At 71.0% G+C, this 16,800-nt stretch carries 14 protein-coding genes, 1 tRNA gene, 1 other RNA gene and 1 pseudogene; 3 read left to right on the top strand and 14 right to left on the bottom strand.

Annotated elements, in window-relative coordinates; translation table 11 throughout:
* Positions 1–5: 5 nt before the first annotated feature.
* Together ACH4S9_RS39225 and ACH4S9_RS39220 are read right to left on the bottom strand one after the other, a co-directional pair.
* A complete protein-coding gene (locus tag ACH4S9_RS39225; RefSeq protein WP_311727220.1) occupies positions 6–788 on the bottom strand; it encodes a VOC family protein in 783 nt (260 codons plus the stop codon).
* A gap of 190 nt (positions 789–978) precedes the next feature.
* Positions 979–1,209 (bottom strand): hypothetical protein, encoded by a 231-nt coding sequence (locus ACH4S9_RS39220; RefSeq protein ID WP_311727232.1) that lies wholly within the window; start codon positions 1,207–1,209, stop codon positions 979–981.
* Between ACH4S9_RS39220 and ACH4S9_RS39215 the strand changes: the two genes are divergently transcribed.
* Positions 1,124–2,410, top strand: a complete 1,287-nt coding sequence (locus ACH4S9_RS39215) for a cytochrome P450 (RefSeq protein WP_311727039.1) — start codon at positions 1,124–1,126, stop codon at positions 2,408–2,410. The genes ACH4S9_RS39220 and ACH4S9_RS39215 overlap by 86 nt on opposite strands.
* A 79-nt stretch (positions 2,411–2,489) precedes the next feature.
* Here the strand turns inward: ACH4S9_RS39215 and ACH4S9_RS39210 are convergent, their stop codons facing one another.
* Positions 2,490–4,013, bottom strand: a complete 1,524-nt coding sequence (locus ACH4S9_RS39210; protein WP_385345635.1) for a hypothetical protein — start codon at positions 4,011–4,013, stop codon at positions 2,490–2,492.
* 70 nt (positions 4,014–4,083) lie between these two features.
* Between ACH4S9_RS39210 and ACH4S9_RS39205 the strand changes: the two genes are divergently transcribed.
* A complete protein-coding gene (locus ACH4S9_RS39205; protein WP_398376671.1) occupies positions 4,084–5,964 on the top strand; it encodes a S9 family peptidase in 1,881 nt (626 codons plus the stop codon).
* Positions 5,965–6,049: 85 nt separating this feature from the next.
* Here the strand turns inward: ACH4S9_RS39205 and ACH4S9_RS39200 are convergent.
* From ACH4S9_RS39200 to ffs, 10 genes and pseudogenes are all read right to left on the bottom strand, one after another.
* Positions 6,050–6,676: pseudogene (locus tag ACH4S9_RS39200) on the bottom strand (SURF1 family protein); the annotation flags it as partial.
* Positions 6,677–6,790: 114 nt separating this feature from the next.
* The gene (locus ACH4S9_RS39195; RefSeq protein WP_398376482.1) at positions 6,791–8,014 is read right to left on the bottom strand and encodes a hypothetical protein; all 1,224 of its coding nucleotides are present in this window, start codon (positions 8,012–8,014) and stop codon (positions 6,791–6,793) included.
* On the bottom strand, positions 8,011–8,586 hold the full coding sequence (locus ACH4S9_RS39190) for a SigE family RNA polymerase sigma factor (RefSeq protein WP_311727035.1): 576 nt from the start codon (positions 8,584–8,586) through the stop codon (positions 8,011–8,013). The genes ACH4S9_RS39195 and ACH4S9_RS39190 overlap by 4 nt, the downstream gene beginning before the upstream one ends.
* Positions 8,587–9,011: 425 nt before the next feature.
* Complete coding sequence (locus tag ACH4S9_RS39185; protein ID WP_361186900.1) at positions 9,012–10,085, bottom strand: aspartate-semialdehyde dehydrogenase; 1,074 nt, start codon at positions 10,083–10,085, stop codon at positions 9,012–9,014.
* A complete protein-coding gene (locus ACH4S9_RS39180) occupies positions 10,082–11,353 on the bottom strand; it encodes an aspartate kinase (protein WP_311727032.1) in 1,272 nt (423 codons plus the stop codon). The genes ACH4S9_RS39185 and ACH4S9_RS39180 overlap by 4 nt, the downstream gene beginning before the upstream one ends.
* A gap of 235 nt (positions 11,354–11,588) precedes the next feature.
* Positions 11,589–12,254, bottom strand: coding sequence for a DUF5063 domain-containing protein (locus tag ACH4S9_RS39175; RefSeq protein ID WP_311727031.1), 666 nt, complete (start codon positions 12,252–12,254; stop codon positions 11,589–11,591).
* The gene (recR, locus tag ACH4S9_RS39170; protein WP_311727030.1) at positions 12,247–12,846 is read right to left on the bottom strand and encodes a recombination mediator RecR; all 600 of its coding nucleotides are present in this window, start codon (positions 12,844–12,846) and stop codon (positions 12,247–12,249) included. Before recR ends, ACH4S9_RS39175 begins: the two co-directional genes overlap by 8 nt.
* Before the next feature lie 118 nt (positions 12,847–12,964).
* Positions 12,965–13,300 (bottom strand): YbaB/EbfC family nucleoid-associated protein, encoded by a 336-nt coding sequence (locus ACH4S9_RS39165; protein WP_014177713.1) that lies wholly within the window; start codon positions 13,298–13,300, stop codon positions 12,965–12,967.
* Positions 13,301–13,512: 212 nt separating this feature from the next.
* Complete coding sequence (locus ACH4S9_RS39160) at positions 13,513–15,969, bottom strand: DNA polymerase III subunit gamma and tau (RefSeq protein ID WP_398376479.1); 2,457 nt, start codon at positions 15,967–15,969, stop codon at positions 13,513–13,515.
* Between the two features lie 47 nt (positions 15,970–16,016).
* Positions 16,017–16,113: signal recognition particle sRNA small type (ffs, locus tag ACH4S9_RS39155), an RNA gene on the bottom strand.
* A 73-nt stretch (positions 16,114–16,186) separates the two neighbouring features.
* Between ffs and ACH4S9_RS39150 the strand changes: the two genes are divergently transcribed.
* Positions 16,187–16,271 (top strand) — tRNA-Ser (locus ACH4S9_RS39150).
* 79 nt (positions 16,272–16,350) lie between these two features.
* Here ACH4S9_RS39150 and ACH4S9_RS39145 read toward each other — a convergent pair.
* On the bottom strand, positions 16,351–16,800 hold a 450-nt coding region (locus ACH4S9_RS39145; protein WP_385345622.1), incomplete at its 5' end, for a DNA-directed RNA polymerase subunit alpha C-terminal domain-containing protein.

Below are 16,800 nucleotides of genomic sequence, written 5' to 3'. Positions count from 1 at the left end.
GGCGGTCAGTTGTGGGAGCGGCAGGGTGCGGGCTCGGAGGACTGCACCGCGCCCGTCGTCGCCGCGATGCTGAAGAGTCCGCCTTCGGGGTCGCGGAGGGCCGCGATGCGGCCGTAGGGGGTGTCGGAGGGGGCGGAGATGATGCCGCCGCCGAGGGTGGTGGCGTGGCTGGCCACGCGGTCGACGTCCTCGACGCAGAAGTAGATGTGCCAACGGGGGCGGACGTTGGGGTCGGGGGCGGCTTCGAGGGCGCCGCCGCGCAGGCCGGCGACGGCCTTGCCGTCGATGTGGAGGACGACCCGGTCGTGCTCGAAGCGGACGTCGCAGCGGTCCTGGCCCTGGGCGTCCCAGCTGAAGACGTGGCCGTAGAAAAGCGCGGCCTCGAAGGCGTCGCGGGTGCGCAGCTCGAGCCAGACCGGGGCGCCCGGGCGGCGCTCGCCCCACCAGGCGGAGGTGAGCTCGCCTTCCCAGATGCCGAAGACGGCGCCGTCCGGGTCGGCCGCCCAGGCCACCCGGCCGCTGCCGAACTCCAGCGGCCCGACCGCGACCGTGCCGCCGCGCTCGCGTGCGCGCCAGGCCACCTCGTCGGCGCTGTCGGCCGCGAAGTAGGTGGTCCAGGTGACGGGGAGGGTGGCGCCGGTCGCGGCCGGGACGCCCATGCCGACGGTGGGGGCGCCGTCCGGGGTGAACGCGATGGTGTAGCGGCCCTGGCCGTGGCGGCTGGGGCGGAAGTGCCAGCCGAAGAGGTCACCGTAGAAGTTCTGCGCCCGGTCCAGGTCGGCCGCCATGAGGCTGACCCAGCACGGCGCGCCTTGGACCGCGCGGAATCGCTCCCGCCTCTCCACGGCCGCTCACCTCACTCCGCCTCCGCGTGCGCGCGGCGGTTGCCATTCCGCCTCCGCGCGCGCGGAGGCGATTGGCTTCCGCGTGCGCGCAGCCGTCACCGTCCGCACATGATGCCCGATAGCTCTGCCTTGGTCAGAGTTTCTCCCGTTTTTTCGGGGCGCGCCACCCCGGCCGCTCCTCGGGCCGCGCGCCGGCGCGCGCCGTGTGGCGCATCACACCGAGGCGCGCCACCAGACGCATTACGGACACCCGACCGAAGCAGGGCAGTATTGCGCCCATGTCGAATCTCCGCTCAAACATCGTCGCCTGGCTCGGCCGCAAGTACTTTTCCAGGATCCAGAAGAACGGCTTCGACCTGTCCAAGTTGTCGTTTCTGTCGGATACGACGCTGACCCCGCTGCGACGGGACGGCCTGGACCCCGTGGCCGAATTGTCCCGCACTCGCGCAAAAGAGCCGATAAGTAAGCTTCCATTGCCTTTCGGGATGAAAGGATGGCTTGTCACGGGATACGACGAAACCAAGGCCGTCCTGGGCCGGACGAGCGGATTCAGCTCCGATTTCACCAATCTCTCGGAGAAGAACATCGGCATCGCCCCACAGCAGAATCCAGGAGGCCTCGGCTTCAGCGATCCACCGACACATACGAGACTGCGCCGCCTGCTGACGCCGGAGTTCACCATGCGCCGGCTCGGCAGGCTCACCCCGCGCATCCACTCCATCGTCGAGGAGCGGCTCGACGAGATGGCCGCGATGGGCGCGGCCGGGGACCCGGTCGACCTCGTGCAGACCTTCGCCCTCCCCATCCCCTCCCTGGTCATCTGCGAGCTGCTCGGCGTGCCGTACGAGGACCGGGCGGACTTCCAGCAGCTGAGCATGGCGCGATTCGATCTGTTCGACGGGGCCGACGCCTCGTTCGGCGCGATATCCGACTCGCTGTCGTATCTGCTCGACATCGTCAAGAAGCAGCGTGAGTCGCCAGGCGACGGGCTGCTCGGGATGCTGGTCAAGGAGCACGGCGACGAGATCGAGGACCAGGAGCTGGCCGGACTGGCCGACGGAGTGCTCACCGGCGGCTTCGAGACGACCGCGAGCATGCTGGCGCTCGGCACGCTGGTGCTGCTCCGCGACCCCGAGCGGTTCGCTGAGATCCGCGACAACGACGAGGTGATCGACCGGTACGTCGAGGAGCTGCTGCGCTACCTCACGGTCGTCCAGGTGGCCTTCCCCAGGTTCGCCAAAGAGGACATGGAGATCGCGGGCACGAAGATATCCACCGGCGATCTGGTGCTGTGCTCGCTGAGCGGGGCGAACCGCGAGGAGAAGCTCGGCCCGGACATGGAACGGTTCGATCCGCATCGGCAAACCCCGTCCCACCTGGCCTTCGGCCATGGCATCCACCGGTGCATCGGCGCCGAGCTGGCCAAGATGGAGCTGCGCGCGGCCTACCCCGCGCTGGTGCGGCGGTTCCCGGAGATGCGGCTGGCCGTCCCGCAGGAGAAGCTCGCGTTCCGGAAGCTGTCCATCGTGTACGGCGTCGAGGCGCTGCCCGTGACCCTGAGATAGCCCGCACATCCGTCCCCCGCCCGGTCGTCCCGCCAGGGCGCCCCGCGAGGGCGCCCGGCGGGGGCGGGCTGGACGCCGGTCAGCGGTACGGGTCCTCCCGGCCGGGGTCCGTACGCCCGCCGGAGTCTCTCCCAACGTCCGGCACGGGATCCTGCGTGAGCCTCCCTGGCCCGTCCACGATCTGGCGATGCACGACCGAGCTGCTCCCCCGCATGTCGAATTCCTGGGCCAGTCCGGTCCGGTGCAGCCGGCCAATCTCCTCGTCCGTGAAAGTAACCCCGGCTATCTCGGTCTCTTTTCCGGAATCCCAGTTGTAGCGGTCCCACACATTGAGCTGGTAGTCGAGGCCCACCTTGGGCTTTCCGTCGGCCCCCGGCGTCACCGTGACCACACCGCTCGTATTCGTGTTGACCGAGCCGACAGCCAGATACCAGTCCTCATTGCCCGACCGGCTGAAGCGATAGTCGCTGTTCATCGTCTCCACCGGGATGGCGACCGGCCGGCCGCCGTTCTTCCTGAATTCCGCCAACGCCTCCGCGCGCCATTTGTCCTCATTGTCCATGATGGCTTCGAGGGCCTTGTTACGGAGCGCCACGTCGCCTTTCATCATCTTGTCGACGGGCAGATCCAGAGTTGTGCCGGAATTATCCAGGTAGTGCGTCAGGTGCCGCGCCGCGTCGTCCATCCCCAGCAGCGAGGCACCCTCCGCCAGCGCCTTGACCTTCTCCAAGGTGACCCGCTCGCCGAGACCGGGGGACTCGACACCGTGCCGGCCCGACCCCGCGTCCGGGGAGATCTGCCTGATCCGCGGGGACAGGACCCCCGCCGCCACGAGGTCGTCCTTGTGGGCCGCCCAGAGCTCGCCGCGCGCCCGCGGGCTCAGGGACTCCCACAGCCGCCGCAGCCGGGCGCGCTCCTCCGGGCTCGCCTCGTCCCCCAGCGAGGCCAGCTCGACCGCGCGCGGGATCATGTCCTCGTCCAGCGAGGTGTAGACGGCGTGGCCCGCGTCATGGGGGTCCTGGCCGTGGCTCGCGCGCAGGGCGCGGGTGACGGCGGCGTCGATCTCCGCGGCGTAGGTGACCATCTCCGTGATGGACTCGGCGTACCAGGTGAGCAGGTCCTCGGTGCGCTGGCTGTCGCCGTCGACGTTGCACAGCGCCTCGGTCACCCGAACCGAGCCGTCGCCCGCGTCCTTGACCAAGAGCGAGGGCTTCTCCGCCACGGCGTCGGCGACCAGCTTTCTGACCCGCTTCTGAATGCCCCGCAGCTCCGTGTTCGCGTCGTCCAGAACGCTCCAGACGCTCTTCGCCTCGCGGTGCAGATCCCGGAACTCCTTCGCCGTCTTGCGGACGAAGTCCCGAGTCACCGTCGCATTGAGACCGGCCCATTTCGCGGCGTTCGACTTCCGCACCAGGCCCCGGTCGACATCCGTCCCGAGCTTTTCGAGATCGCTCACCACGGTCTTCCAGTCGGCGACCGCCGCACCGAGCTTGCCGAGGTCCATCTCGAGGAGATTCGTATAAGTGAACGCCACCGCGGTTTCCAGCCCCCGTATCGCTCCGTGCCCCACTCCGCGCATCGCCTCACGCGTGTGGATGCGCACGTTAGCAAGGATCACTGCGGTCGGCGCCGGTCCGATCGGGTTTGATGGAGGGATGAATGACGCACAGACCATGCCCGACTGGGAGAAACGATTCCGGGCCCCGCGCGTCTCCCTGCCCGACTGGGCCGAGGACGCACCGGACCGCGCGCTGTTCGTGTCCAATGCGACCGGGACCTACGAGCTGTACGCGTGGGACCGGGCGACCGGAGCGCAGCGCCAGGCGACCGACCGGCCGAACGGCACGACGGATGGGGTGCTCACCCCAAACGGCCGGTGGATCTGGTGGTTCTCGGACACCGACGGCGACGAGTTCGGGGTGTGGATGCGCCAGCCGTTCGCCCCGGACGCCGTCCCGAGCCAGGGAACAGCGGCGCAGGGCGGCGGACCGGACGAGCCCGCGGCGCCCGGCCTGGCCCCCTCCTACCCGGCCGGTCTGGCGCTCGGCCGCGACGGCACCGCGGTCGTCGGGCGGTCCACGGACGAGGACGGCTCCACCGTCCACGTCGTGCGGCCCGGGGCCGCGCCCCAGGAGATCTACCGCCACCGGGAGTCGGCCGGGGTGGGCGACCTGTCGTACGACGGGACGCTGATCGCGATCGAGCACACCGAGCACGGCGACGCCATGCACTCGGCGATCCGGATCGTACGGCTGGACGGCACGCCCGTCGCGGAGCTGGACGACACCAAGGGCGGCACCGAGGAGCTGGGCCTGTCCGTCATGGGGTTCGCGCCGGTCACCGGGGACAACCGGCTGCTCGTCGGGCACCAGCGGCGCGGCCGCTGGGAGCCGATGGTGTGGGACCCGGACACCGGCGTGGAGACGGCGCTGGCCATCGACCTGCCCGGGGACGTCGGCGCCGACTGGGTGCCGGACGGGACGGCGCTGCTGGTCGAGCACAGCTACCAGGCGCGCAGCGAGCTGTGGCGGTACGACCTCGCCTCCGGCGAGCTGACCCGCCTCGACACCCCGCCCGGCACCATCTCGGGGGCGACGGCGCGGCCGGACGGCACGGTCGAGTTCCTGTGGTCCTCGGCGGCCGAGGCGCCGCAGGTGCGCTCCACGAGCGGGCGCGTGGTACTCGACCCGCCCGGGCTCAGGGCTCCCGGGTCGGTGCCGGTCGACGACATCTGGGTGGACGGGCCCGGCGGGCGGGTGCACGCCCTGGTGCACAAGCCCGCGGGCGAGGGCCCCTTCCCGACCGTCTTCGACATCCACGGCGGGCCCACCTGGCACGACAGCGACGCCTTCGCGGCGGGCCCGGCGGCCTGGGTCGACCACGGCTTCGCGGTCGTACGCGTCAACTACCGCGGGTCCACCGGGTACGGACGGGCGTGGACGGACGCGCTGAAGCACCGCGTCGGGCTGATCGAGCTGGAGGACATCGCGGCCGTACGCCAGTGGGCGGTCGACTCGGGGCTCGCCGACCCCGAGCGGCTGGTGCTGGCCGGCGGCTCGTGGGGCGGCTATCTGACGCTGCTGGGGCTCGGGACCCAGCCCGAGGCGTGGGCGCTGGGGCTCGCGGCGGTGCCGGTCGCGGACTACGTCACGGCGTACCACGACGAGATGGAGGCCCTGAAGGCGATGGACCGCACGCTGCTGGGCGGCACGCCGGAAGAGGTCCCCGAGCGCTTCGAGGCCTCCTCACCGCTGACGTATGTGGACGCCGTGCGGGCGCCGGTCTACATCTCGGCGGGGGTCAACGACCCGCGCTGCCCGATCCGGCAGATCGACAACTACGTGGAGCGGCTGGCGCGGCGCGGCGCCCCGCACGAGGTGTACCGGTACGACGCGGGGCACGGCTCGCTGGTGGTCGAGGAGCGGATCAAGCAGTTGCGCTTGGAGATCGAGTTCGCTCAGCGTCACCTGGGTCAGCTGCCGGATCCGCGTGGTCCGCGTGACTCGCGTGACTCGCGTGATCTTCAGGCGCAGCCGGGGTCTCCGACGCGATGATCCCGAGCTCCAGGTCACGCGCCGTCTCCGCCTCGCGGCGGAACAGCCGGAACCACATGAACACGACGAAGCCCGCGAAGACGAACCACTCGCCGGTGTAGCCGAGGTTCTGGAACGCCTTGAGATCGAGCCCGGTGCCCTCCGCCACGGCCGGGGGCACCGGCTTCAGGGTCCCGGGGGCGGAGGCGGCGGTGATCCACGCGTCGTACACCCCGTACGGCACGAGGTTCACCAGCGAGGCGGCGCTGATCATGCCCAGCTGGCCGCGCGGCAGCCCGCCGCTCGCCCGCACCCCGTCGCTGCCCGAGTGCTCGGACGCCTGGAGCGCCCCGGTCACGGTCACCTCGCCCGCCGGGGGCGCGGGCACCTTGGCGACGTCCGCCTTGTCGTCGGCGTCGCCGGGCAGCCAGCCCCGCACGACCGGGACCGCCTTGCCCCCGTCGGTGCGCAGCAGCGTGAGCACGTAGAAGCCGTCGTGGTCGCCCAGCCGCCGGTCCGGGACGAGCAGTTGGTGCTCGGTGTCATAGCGCCCGGTCGCGGTGGCCGACCGCCCCGAGGTCCGGTCGGTGACCGGCAGCAGCGCCGTCAGCGGCTCGGCGCCCTCCTTGGCCTCGGAGGACTTGTCCTGCTGCTTGTTGTGGTTCTCGACGCGTGCCTCGAAGCGGCTCAGCTGCCAGCTGCCCATGAACAGACAGACCGGAATGGCCAGCACGGTGAAGACGTTGATCACCCACCAGCGGGGTGTCAGCAGAAACCGATACACACCACCACCGTACGGGCCCGCGACCGCCGGCCCGCCCTTGGGGTGGGCCGGGGCGCCCCCGGCCTACGCGCCCGCCAGCACCCCGGTGCGGTAGATCGTCCCCGCGCACGCGCCGCTGAGCGTCACGCTCGCCGCGGGCGGGTCACCGGCCTCGGGCGTGTAGCTGAGCGCGACGCTCCCCGCCGGCTGTTCGCCGCCGCCACCGCCGCCGCCACCGCTTCCGCTGCCGGAGCCGTCGCCCGGAGTGTCCGAGGGCTCGCCGTCCGCGGCGGCCGAGTCCGGCGTGGGGTCGGGGCTCGGCGTGGAGCTGGTGTTGGAGCAGCCTGAGGTGCCGCCGCCGGACTGCGGGATCCAGGCGAACCTCACCTCGTACGCCTGGCCGGGCTTCAGGATGAGCTGGCCCGGCGCGGTGGCGGGGTCGGGCAGGCCGCTCGCCGCGTCGCCGGAGGTGTGGTCCACGACGAAGACCCGGGAGGCGTCCGCGCCGCCCAGCGCGCTCGGGCTGATGCTGCCGCCGCCCACGACCGTGCAAGGCGTGCCGGAGATGTTCAGCACGTGAAACGAGCCGTAGACCCGGCCCTCGGCGTCCGCCGTCCCGGCCGTCCCGGTGGCGTTGCCGAGCTGGGAGCGGGCGCAGGTGGGCGAGGTGGCGTTCAGCGTGCTGGAGGGGTCGGGGGCCACGCCGCCCGAGTCGCCCTCCGGCTTCTTGGACGGGTCCTTCTCCTTGTCGTCCTTGCCCTTGTCCTCTTTGTCCTCGCTGCCCTGGTCGGCGGGTCGGCCGGTCTCCTTCCCGCCGCTGTCCTCGCCGCGCTTCTCCTCGTCGGTGCCGGGCGTGTTGTGGCTGCTGCCGGCGATGGCCGGGCGGTCGTCCGAGCCGCCGGTGGTGGCGACGTGGACCAGCGCGGGCAGCGCGGCCCCGCCGAGCACCACCGCCGCGGCGGCGCCGACCAGGGCCTGGCGGCGGCGCGTACGGCGGGCGGGCACGGCGCGGCGCAGGTGCTCCAGGGAGTCGGGTGACGGCTCCAGCTCGCCGACGGCGCCGTGCAGGAGACGGCGCAGCGAGTCCTCGTCCATGCCGTCGTCCATGCCGTCCGGGCTGGTCCTGTCGTCCCCGTCGTCCGGGCCGTTCATGTCGCCGCTGCCGTTCCTGCTGCCGGTCCCGCTGTCCGTACGATCCCCGCCGTCCGTGCCCGCGGCCTTGCCGAGCCGCGCCGTGCCGTCCGGCTCGTGAACGTCCCGCCGGTCGGGATCGTCCCCCGGCGCCGGCTTGAGTGTGTCGTCGTTCATACCGGAGCCTCCATTGCGACGCGAAGCGCCGCGATGCCACGCGATCCGTACGCCTTGACCGAGCCGAGCGATATGCCGAGCGTCTCGGCGACCTGGGCCTCGGTCATGTCCGCGAAGTAGCGCAGCACGAGAACCTCGCGCTGGCGGCGCTGGAGCCCTCTCATTGCCTTGATCAACTGGTCCCGCTCGAGCTGCTCGTACGCGCCCTCCTCGGCGCTCGCCATGTCGGGCATCGGCTTGGAGAGCAGCTTCAGCCCGAGGATGCGGCGGCGCAGCGCCGAGCGCGAGAGGTTGACGACCGTCTGCCGCAGGTAGGCGAGCGTCTTCTCCGGGTCACGGACCCGGCGCCGCGCGGAGTGCACGCGGATGAACGCCTCCTGCACGACGTCCTCGCAGGAGGCGGTGTCGTCCAGGAGCAGCGCGGCAAGACCGAGCAGCGACCGGTAGTGGGCGCGGTAGGTCTCGGTGAGGTGATCGACTGTGGTGCCGGCTGCCATCGCTTCGTCAGTGTCCTCGCGCCCCGTCGAAATCTGCGCGGGACGAGCGGTGGACCACGGCGCGATCACCGGCATGCCGCCAGGAGCGCGGGGACGTGGGGGCCGCACTGCCGTGCCGCCGCGCCCTGGGATCGTTGCGATGCCGAATACCTCTGCTGCCACGCCAGTTGGACACGCTGCCCCCTGTCAGGGTTGTACGCGTGAGGCATCGCGTTTGACGATGCGACGAATGCCCCCATGCAGACCAACCCATCCCCAATGCCCCGGTTTACTCAACGCCCACTACAGGGCGGCTGGAAAGACGCTCCCCGCCTGCTGCCGGTTGCAGCGGGCGGGGAGGGAATCTTCTTCACAGATCTTTGCCCTGGTTTACTCCCAGTTCAAGTGGTCCAGGCCATTGTCCAGGTCACAGAAACTTCACAGTTGGCTCTGGGCCCACGCCGGAGAGCCATCACCTTACGCGTCCCCGTGGAACGACAGGACGACAGACCGTCAGGCCTTCAGGCCGTGAACTCCGCCGCGACGAGCTCCGCGATCTGCGCGGTGTTGAGCGCCGCGCCCTTGCGGAGGTTGTCGCCGCACACGAACAGCTCGAGCGCCTTGGGGTCGTCCAGCGAGCGCCGCACCCGGCCCACCCAGGTCGGGTCGGTGCCCACGGCATCGGCCGGGGTGGGGAACTCGCCCTCCGCCGGGTTGTCGCAGAGCACCACCCCGGGCGCGACCGCCAGGATCTCGTGCACCTGGGCCACGGTCACCTCGTTCTCGAACCGCGCGTGCACGGCCAGCGAGTGGGTGGTGATCACGGGCACGCGGACACAGGTCGCGGTGACCCGCAGCTCCGGCAGCCCCAGGATCTTGCGGGACTCGTTGCGCACCTTGAGCTCCTCCGAGGACCAGCCGTCCTCCTTGAGCGAGCCCGCGAACGGCACCACGTTGAGCGCCATCGGCCCGGGGAACGGCCCGGTGTCGCCGACCGCCCGCCGTACGTCGCCGGGCTGCGTGCCCAGCTCCGTGCCGGCGACGAGGGCGAGCTGTGCGCGGAGGGTGTCGATGCCCTCCTTGCCCGCCCCGGAGACCGCCTGATACGAGGAGACGATCAGCTCCTGAAGCCCGAACTCGGCGTGCAGCGCGCCGATCGCGACGATCATCGAGAGCGTGGTGCAGTTGGGGTTGGCGATGATGCCGCGCGGGCGGACCCGGGCCGCGTGCGCGTTCACCTCGGGGACGACCAGCGGTACATACGGGTCCATCCGGAAGGCTCCGGAGTTGTCGACCACGACCGCGCCCTTGCTCACCGCGATCGGCGCCCACTGCGCGGAGACCTCGTCCGGCACGTCGAACATCGCGATGTCGACGCCGTCGAAGGCCTCCTCGGCCAGCGCCACCACCTCGACCTGCTCGCCCCGGACGGTCAGCTTCCGCCCCGCCGAGCGCGGCGAGGCGATCAGCCGGATCTCGCCCCAGACGTCCGCGCGCTCGGACAGGAGGGAGAGCATGACGGTGCCGACGGCTCCGGTCGCGCCGACGACGGCGAGCGTCGGCTTCCGGCCACCGGCACCGCCACGGCCGGTCATCGGCCGGTCCCTCCGTAGACGACGGCTTCCACGTTGTCGCTGTCCAGCCCGAAGGCGGTGTGCACGGCCCGGACCGCTTCCTTGACGTCGTCGGCGCGGGTGACGACCGAGATACGGATCTCGGAGGTCGAGATCAGCTCAATGTTGACCCCGGCGTTGGACAGCGCCTCGAAGAAGGACGCGGTGACGCCCGGGTTCGTCCGCATACCGGCGCCGACCAGCGAGATCTTGGCGATCTGGTCGTCGTAGCGCAGCGAGTCGAAGCCGATCGTCGGCTGCGCCTTGGTCAGCGCCTCCATGGCCTTGTGGCCGTCGGTCTTCGGGAGGGTGAAGGAGATGTCGGTCAGGCCGGTCGACGCGGCGGAGACGTTCTGCACCACCATGTCGATGTTGAGCTCGGAGTCCGAGATCGTGCGGAAGATGGCCGCGGCCTCACCCGGCTTGTCCGGCACGCCGACGACCGTGATCTTGGCCTCGGAGGTGTCGTGGGCAACACCCGAGATGATCGCCTGCTCCATCGGCTGGTCCCCTTGCGGCTCGTTGCTGACCCACGTGCCCTTGAGTCCGGAGAAGGACGAGCGGACGTGGATCGGGATGTTGTAACGGCGTGCGTACTCCACACAGCGGTGGAGCAGCACCTTGGAGCCGGAACTGGCCAGTTCCAGCATGTCCTCGAACGAGATCCAGTCGATCTTCCGGGCCTTCTTCACGACCCGCGGGTCGGCGGTGAACACACCGTCGACATCCGTGTAGATCTCACAGACCTCGCCCTCGAGGGCGGCCGCGAGAGCGACGGCGGTGGTGTCGGAGCCGCCGCGACCCAGGGTGGTGATGTCCTTCTTGTCCTGGGACACACCCTGGAAGCCCGCGACGATCGCGATGTTGCCCGCGTCGATCGACTCCCGGATGCGGCCGGGCGTGACGTCGATGATCCGCGCTTTGTTGTGGACCGAGTCGGTGATCACCCCGGCCTGGCTGCCGGTGAACGACTGCGCCTCGTGCCCGAGGTTTTTGATCGCCATCGCCAGCAGGGCCATGGAGATCCGCTCTCCGGCGGTCAGCAGCATGTCGAACTCACGCCCCGACGGAATCGGGGACACCTGCTCGGCGAGGTCGATCAGCTCGTCCGTCGTGTCGCCCATCGCCGAAACCACGACGACCACCTGGTGGCCGTTCTTCTTGGCTTCGACGATTCGCTTGGCGACCCGCTTGATGCCCTCGGCATCGGCAACGGAAGAGCCTCCGTACTTCTGCACGACAAGGCCCACGTGCGCTCCCTACGGCTCTCAGTATTGCGGTCGGCTCAGTCTAACGAGTGGCCGGAAATTACCCCGCCTATATCACATTGCGAGACACATGACTCACTTTGTGATCAGACGTCCACTTTCCCGTGCCACCCGCTCAGCGACCAACCCTGCCCGCTCGCGCCCGAAGCATACGAAAACGTAACCCAGGTCACATCCCGGAATTCCCGGAGGGGGCCTCGTTCGTCTCTCTCAGGTCTCAGGTCTGGACGGACCGGATGCCGAGCGGGGCCGCGATCTCCGCCGCCATGACGCGTCCCGCCTCCTCCGCGAGCTGCTCGTCCCCACCCGCGTTGCTGTCCGTGTCCAGGCCGTCCAGCTCGTCCAGGGGGCTGTCCAGGCGTACGTGGGCGACCAGCGACTGGAGCGCGCGCAGGGCGGCGGAGGCGGTCGTACCCCAGTTGGACAGATACGAGAACTGCCACCACCACAGCGCCTCGCTGATCCGGCCGTCACGGTAGTGGGCCATGCCGTGCCGCAGGTCGGTGATGATGTCGGCCAGGTCGTCGGAGATCCGGCAGGCCACGGGCCGGCTGCGCGGCACATACGGGTCGAAGACCTCGGAGTAGACGTCCACCGGGTCGAGCAGCCGGGCGAAGCGCTCACGCAGCTCGTCCACGTCCGGCTCGGGGCCGACGTCCGGCTCGTACCGCTCGTCGGGCACGAAGTCCTCATGGGCGCCCAGCCGGCCGCCCGCGAGGAGCAGCTGGGAGAGCTCGAGCAGCAGAAACGGCACGGCGCTGTCCGGCTCGTCGCCCTTCGCCACTTCTGTGACGGCGACGATGAAACTCTCGATCTGATCGGAGATCTGGACCGCGAAGTCGTCCGGATCCGGATGGGCGGCGTGCAGCGTTGCGTCAGACATCGAGAAGTCTTCTCCCTTCGAAGGCACGCCCCAGCGTGACCTCGTCGGCGTACTCCAGGTCTCCCCCGACCGGGAGACCGCTAGCCAGCCGGGTCACCTTCAAACCCATGGGCTTGACCATGCGCGCCAGGTAGGTGGCGGTGGCCTCGCCCTCCAGGTTCGGATCAGTGGCCAGGATCAGCTCCGTGACCGTACCGTCCGCGAGCCGCGTCAGCAGCTCCCTGATCCGAAGATCGTCCGGGCCCACACCCTCGATCGGGCTGATCGCGCCGCCGAGCACGTGGTAGCGGCCGCGGAACTCGCGGGTGCGCTCGATCGCCACGACGTCCTTGGGCTCCTCGACCACACAGAGGACGGCCGGGTCGCGGCGCGGGTCCTGGCACACCCGGCACTGCTCGGCCTCGGCGACGTTCCCGCACACCGCGCAGAACCGCACCTTCTCCTTGACCTCGGTCAGCGCGTGCGCGAGGCGGCGGACGTCGGTGGGCTCGGCCTGGAGGATGTGGAAGGCGATGCGCTGCGCGCTCTTGGGACCGACGCCGGGCAGCCTGCCCAATTCGTCGATGAGGTCCTGGACCACGCCCTCGTACACGCCCGCATCCAATCTCGCGCTGACACGCGGTGGCTTCTCTTCTTACAGACTTCGGTATAAGGCCCGGGTCAGGGCCTGGGCCAGACCGCGGAGAGCCGTTTCCGAACGGAAGGCCCGCTCAGAACGGAAGGCCCGGCATGCCGCCGAGACCCTGGGCGAGCGGACCGAGCTTCTGCTGCTGAAGCTGCTGAGCGGCGTTGTTCGCGTCGCGCACGGCGGCGACGACGAGGTCCGCGAGGGTCTCGGTGTCCTCCGGGTCCACCGCCTTCGGGTCGATCACCAGGCCCTGAAGCTCACCGGCGCCGGTCACGGTGGCCTTCACCAGGCCGCCGCCCGCCGAGCCTTCGACAGGGGTCCTGGCCAGTTCCTCCTGCGCCGCGGCGAGGTCCTGCTGCATCTTCTGGGCCTGCTGAAGCAGCTGCTGCATGTTGGGCTGGCCACCACCGGGGATCACGAGCTCACTCCTGCGCTGTCGACAGAGTTCTTCTTACCGATAGCCCGAGCCTACGTGCTCACGGAGCGCCTCGCTCTACGCCGTAGGGAGGAGGGAGGGGCGGCGCTGGAGGACACAACTCAGGGGCCGCGCAGGGCGGTACTAGTCCGGACCGCGCGCCCCCTCTTCACCCACACCCCTGTCTGTTCACGGCCCCTTCCCGTTCACGACCTCTACTCGTTCGCGATCTCTTCGACGACCGTGGCGCCGAGCTCGCGCACGATCAGGTCATGACCGCTGAGCGCGGTGTCGTCGAGATCCGGGTCGTCCTCGGCCGGCATGTCGTCCTCGGGCGCGATGGGCGGGGGCTCCGGCTCCCGGTACGCCGAAGGCTGCGCGGGCGGGCCCGCGGAGGCGGCGGGAGGACCGGCGGGGGACGCGCCGGGGGCGGCGGGCCCGGCGGCCGCCGCCTGGGCCTGGGGCCGGGGGGCGGGCTGGCGCGGCGGAGCCGCCGGGGCGGCACCACCCCCGAAGCCGCCGGAGCCCCCGGAGCCACTGAAGCCGCCGGAACCGCCGAAGCCACCGCCGCCCGCACCGCCGGGCCCGCCCTGCTGGCCGGCGCCGCCCGAGGGGTCGACGACCGCCTCGATCCGCCACTGCACACCGATCGCGTCGCTGAGCGCCTGGCGCAGCACGTCCTCGCTGCCGCCGCTGACGAAGCTGTCACGCGCGCCGGGGTTGGAGAAGCCGACCTGAAGGGTGGTGCCGTCGAAACCGGTGACCGCCGCGTTCTGGCTCAGCAGGATCCAGGTGAAGCGGCGGCGGTTCTTGACCGCCTCCAGAATGTCCGGCCACATCTGCCGCACCTGCATGGCGCCCTGCGCCATGCCCGGCGCGGACGCGGCGGGGGCAGCGGGGGCGGCGGGCGCCCCGGCGGGACCGGAGGGGCTGGAAGGGCCAGAGGGGCCGGAGCCGGCGGAAGTACTCGAAGCACCGGAGGATCCGGCAGGCCCTGTGGAACCGCCCGCCGCCCCGCCGCCCTGCCCAGGCGCGGCGGCAGACGGCCAGCTGCCGGGCTGCCGCCCCGAGCCCTGGGCGGAACCGGGGGCCGTGGCGGTCGGCCAGGCCCCGGGCCGCGACGCGGACGCGGACGCGGCAGGCGCCCCGCCACCTTCCGCACCGCCGGTCGAGTCGGCACCGCCCGCACCGGGGCGCTGCCCGCCGCCACCGCCGTGCCCCGCAGGCTGGGCGCCCCCGGGCCACGCTCCGGGCTGCTGCCCTCCGCCCCCGCCCCCGCTCCCGGCCTCGGCCTCGGCCGGGCCCGAGGGCGCACCGCTAGCCGCCGGAGCCGCGCCCTGGCCGGCCCCACCGCGGCCGGTCACCGCCGCGCGCGCGGCCGCCGGGCCGGACGGGCCCGCGGCCGGGGCGTGCGCGTCGGGCCCCGGTACGTACCCCATGGCGGGCCCATGGCCCTCCGGCCCTCCGACAATGCCTCCAGGGCCTCCTGGGCCTCCGCCCAGACCGCCCGCCAGGGCCCCCCGCTCCAGCTTCTCCAGCCGCGCCTGCACCGACCGCTCGTCCCCGAACGCCGCGGGCAGCAGCACCCGCGCGCAGATCAGCTCCAGCTGGAGCCGCGGCGACGTGGCGCCGCGCATCTCGGTCAGGCCCTCGTTGACCAGGTCGGCGGCGCGGCTCAGCTCGGCGGCGCCGAAGACGGACGCCTGGGCCTGCATCCGCTCGATGACATCGACCGGGGCGTCGATGAGCCCCTTCTCCGCCGCATCCGGCACAGCCGCGAGAATCACCAGGTCACGCAGCCGCTCCAGCAGGTCGGCGACAAAGCGGCGGGGGTCGTTGCCCCCCTCGATCACACGGTTGACCACCTCGAACGCGGCAGCGCCGTCGCTCGCCGCGAAGGCGTCCACGATCGCGTCGAGCAGCGAGCCGTCCGTATAGCCGAGCAGCGACGTCGCCATGGCGTACGTCACACCGTCCGCGCCCGCGCCCGCGAGCAGCTGGTCCATGACCGACATCGAGTCCCGCACCGACCCGGCCCCGGCCCGCACCACCAGCGGCAGCACCCCGTCCTCGACGGGGATCGCCTCGCGCTCGCAGACCTCCGCCAGATAGTCGCGCAGCGTCCCCGGGGGGACCAGCCGGAACGGGTAGTGGTGCGTACGCGACCGGATGGTGCCGATGACCTTCTCGGGCTCCGTGGTCGCGAAGATGAACTTCAGATGCTCCGGAGGCTCCTCGACCACCTTCAGCAGGGCGTTGAACCCCGCCGAGGTGACCATGTGCGCCTCGTCGATGATGTAGATCTTGTACCGGCTCGACGCGGGCCCGAAGAACGCCTTCTCCCGCAGCTCACGCGCGTCGTCCACGCCTCCGTGGGAAGCGGCGTCGATCTCGATGACATCGATCGAACCCGGTCCGTTCCGCGCGAGGTCCAGACAGGACTGGCACTCCCCGCACGGCGCCGGGGTCGGCCCCTTCTCGCAGTTCAGACAGCGGGCCAGGATGCGCGCGCTCGTCGTCTTGCCACAGCCGCGCGGACCGCTGAAGAGGTACGCGTGGTTGACCCGGTTGTTGCGCAGCGCCTGCTGCAACGGGCCGGTGACATGCTCCTGGCCGATGACCTCGGCGTAGGTCTCGGGGCGGTAGCGGCGGTACAGCGCGAGGGACGACACGCTTACGACGATATCGGTGCCCACCGACATCCGGAGCCGCCCCACAACGCAAGGGCCCCCCACGTACCCGCCAGAGCCCACTTACCCTTGCTGCCTTCCGGCCCTGGGGGAGTTCGGTGAGATAGCGCCACGTGAGGGGCTGGCCCCCACCCTAGCGGATGGACCGGGGTGGGAACGAGTTCGCATCCACTGCTTCTGGTCTTGTATTGTTCCTCGCGGAGGATTCGCCTAGAGGCCTAGGGCGCACGCTTGGAAAGCGTGTTGGGGGCAACCCCTCACGAGTTCGAATCTCGTATCCTCCGCACCCGCCCAGCAGGGCAGACGAGGGCCCCGACCGGTTCACCGGTCGGGGCCCTCGTCATGTACCGGCCTGGAACGGCCTCAGTACTGGTCGGTCTCCATGAAACCCGTGCTCCCGTTGTCGTCCGCGTCGAAGGCGGCGGCGGTCGGGTCGAACCCGGGCGGGCTGTCCTTGAGGGCCAGGCCCAGTCCGGCCAGCTTCGCCTTGACCTCGTCGATCGACTTGGCGCCGAAGTTACGGATGTCGAGCAGGTCCGCCTCGGAGCGCGCCAGGAGCTCACCCACCGAGTGGACGCCCTCACGCTTGAGGCAGTTGTACGAGCGGACGGTGAGCTCGAGCTCCTCGATCGGCAGCGCCAGGTCGGCGGCCAGGGCGGCGTCCGTCGGGGACGGGCCCATGTCGATGCCCTCGGCGTCCACGTTCAGCTCGCGGGCCAGACCGAACAGCTCGACCAGGGTCTTGCCGGCCGACGCCATGGCGTCACGCGGACGCATGGCCTGCTTGGTCTCGACGTCGACGATCAGCTTGTC

The sequence above is a fragment of the Streptomyces sp. NPDC021225 genome, assembly GCF_044332865.1.
Classification (GTDB): Bacteria; Actinomycetota; Actinomycetes; order Streptomycetales; family Streptomycetaceae; genus Streptomyces.
The sequence above is the reverse complement of the archived record's forward strand: the minus strand, read 5'-3'. Positions and strand labels throughout refer to the sequence as shown.

Bases quoted from the DNA above. Each gene is read 5' to 3' on its own strand.
- ACH4S9_RS39225 (WP_311727220.1), bottom strand. From the start codon at position 788: ATGGCGGCCGACCTGGACCGGGCGCAGAACTTCTACGGTGACCTCTTC.
- ACH4S9_RS39215 (WP_311727039.1), top strand. From the start codon at position 1,124: ATGTCGAATCTCCGCTCAAACATCGTCGCCTGGCTCGGCCGCAAGTAC.
- ACH4S9_RS39205 (WP_398376671.1), top strand. From the start codon at position 4,084: ATGCCCGACTGGGAGAAACGATTCCGGGCCCCGCGCGTCTCCCTGCCC.
- ACH4S9_RS39195 (WP_398376482.1), bottom strand. From the start codon at position 8,014: ATGAACGACGACACACTCAAGCCGGCGCCGGGGGACGATCCCGACCGG.
- ACH4S9_RS39190 (WP_311727035.1), bottom strand. From the start codon at position 8,586: ATGCCGGTGATCGCGCCGTGGTCCACCGCTCGTCCCGCGCAGATTTCG.
- ACH4S9_RS39185 (WP_361186900.1), bottom strand. From the start codon at position 10,085: ATGACCGGCCGTGGCGGTGCCGGTGGCCGGAAGCCGACGCTCGCCGTC.
- ACH4S9_RS39175 (WP_311727031.1), bottom strand. From the start codon at position 12,254: ATGTCTGACGCAACGCTGCACGCCGCCCATCCGGATCCGGACGACTTC.